Genomic DNA, 1,257 nt, shown 5'->3' on the forward strand with positions numbered 1-1,257 from the left:
TCGGCCGCCCATATATTAAAAGTCAAATATAAGTCATTTTTCAGTCGTTAAACATGTAGGTAACTATGTATATTATTTAGAATGAATCTAAATAACAGTGCTTATATTTGCATATAAGCTTTTAACTATGAATTTTCTAGGTAAATGGTTCGGAAATAATAAGGATAGTAAATTCATTTCATACATAAGTGCTATGTTTGGAATGAGTAATAGTATATCTGCATTTAGTGAGAGCAATGCATTCTCATTAGCATTACAGTTGTCCGAAATATTTAACCCTATTGACGCCATAGCCAGTAGGGCATCATCTATAACTTACGAGATCCAGGATTCAAGCGGTAGAGCAGCTACTCCGAATGCAGACGAAAAGAGGCTAATGGATAATCCTAACCCCTTGAACTCTTTCGGTGATTTAGTTTATTCGATGATATTTTCAGAGTTATCAGATGGCAATTCGTATACATATAGAGCAGACTTAAGAAAGTCTCTGAAGCAATCAGCTATAGCAAATATCTGGAGTTTGCCTCCTAACCTAGTATCCATAAAATATAAAAGTTCTATTCCTGATTTCTTCTTTATTAAAGATAAGTCTGATTTCATAGATTCCTATCGAGTAAACTTCTTAAACAGAGAATTGGACCCATCTTCAATAATTCATAGGACATCTAGCTTTTATAGAAGTTCGTGTGCAAATGGCTTAATAGAAGGGCGATCTCCACTGACTGCAGTTGAGAAGAATATTAACAATCTATTAGCAGTATACTCAGCGAGATATAAGGTATATGAGAATAATGGAATGGCTGGTATCTTAACCAGAGCTTCGACCACGGGAAATGGTGAAGTAGCGGATGTATTCTCGTCCTCGAGCAGGGAAGATATTGTCAATGATATTATGTCTCGTAATGGTTTAACTGGTGATAAAAAGTTGTTAGCTGTATCCAGTATTCCTTTAAGTTTTATAAAAACGTTGGGTACTATAAGCGAGTTGCAGCCATTTGAGGAGACTGAAGCTGATGGGATAGCAATTGCCGGGATATTCGGAGTCGATAAAGAGTTAATTCCCAAGAAAGGGAGCTCTACCTATACAAATAAGCAAAATGCGGAGGTGTCTTTATGGCAAAACGTAATAAAGGGCATATGTTGGGACGTATGCAGATCATTAGACAGGCTGTTTCTGCTTGAAAATGGACGTCATTTTGTTCCAATATTTGATGATGTTGAAGTATTACAGACGGATGCTAAAACAAAACTGGAGGG

1 protein-coding gene is annotated in these 1,257 nt (G+C 36.4%); it reads left to right on the top strand.

From position 1 onward, the window contains the following. Positions 1-127: 127 nt before the first annotated feature. Positions 128-1,257: phage portal protein (locus K322_RS0113505; RefSeq protein WP_026627347.1), on the top strand; the 1,130-nt coding region annotated here is incomplete at its 3' end.

It is taken from the genome of Indolivaga capnocytophagoides DSM 22835 (assembly GCF_000426485.1).
Classification (GTDB): Bacteria; Bacteroidota; Bacteroidia; order Bacteroidales; family Dysgonomonadaceae; genus Dysgonomonas_A; species Dysgonomonas_A capnocytophagoides.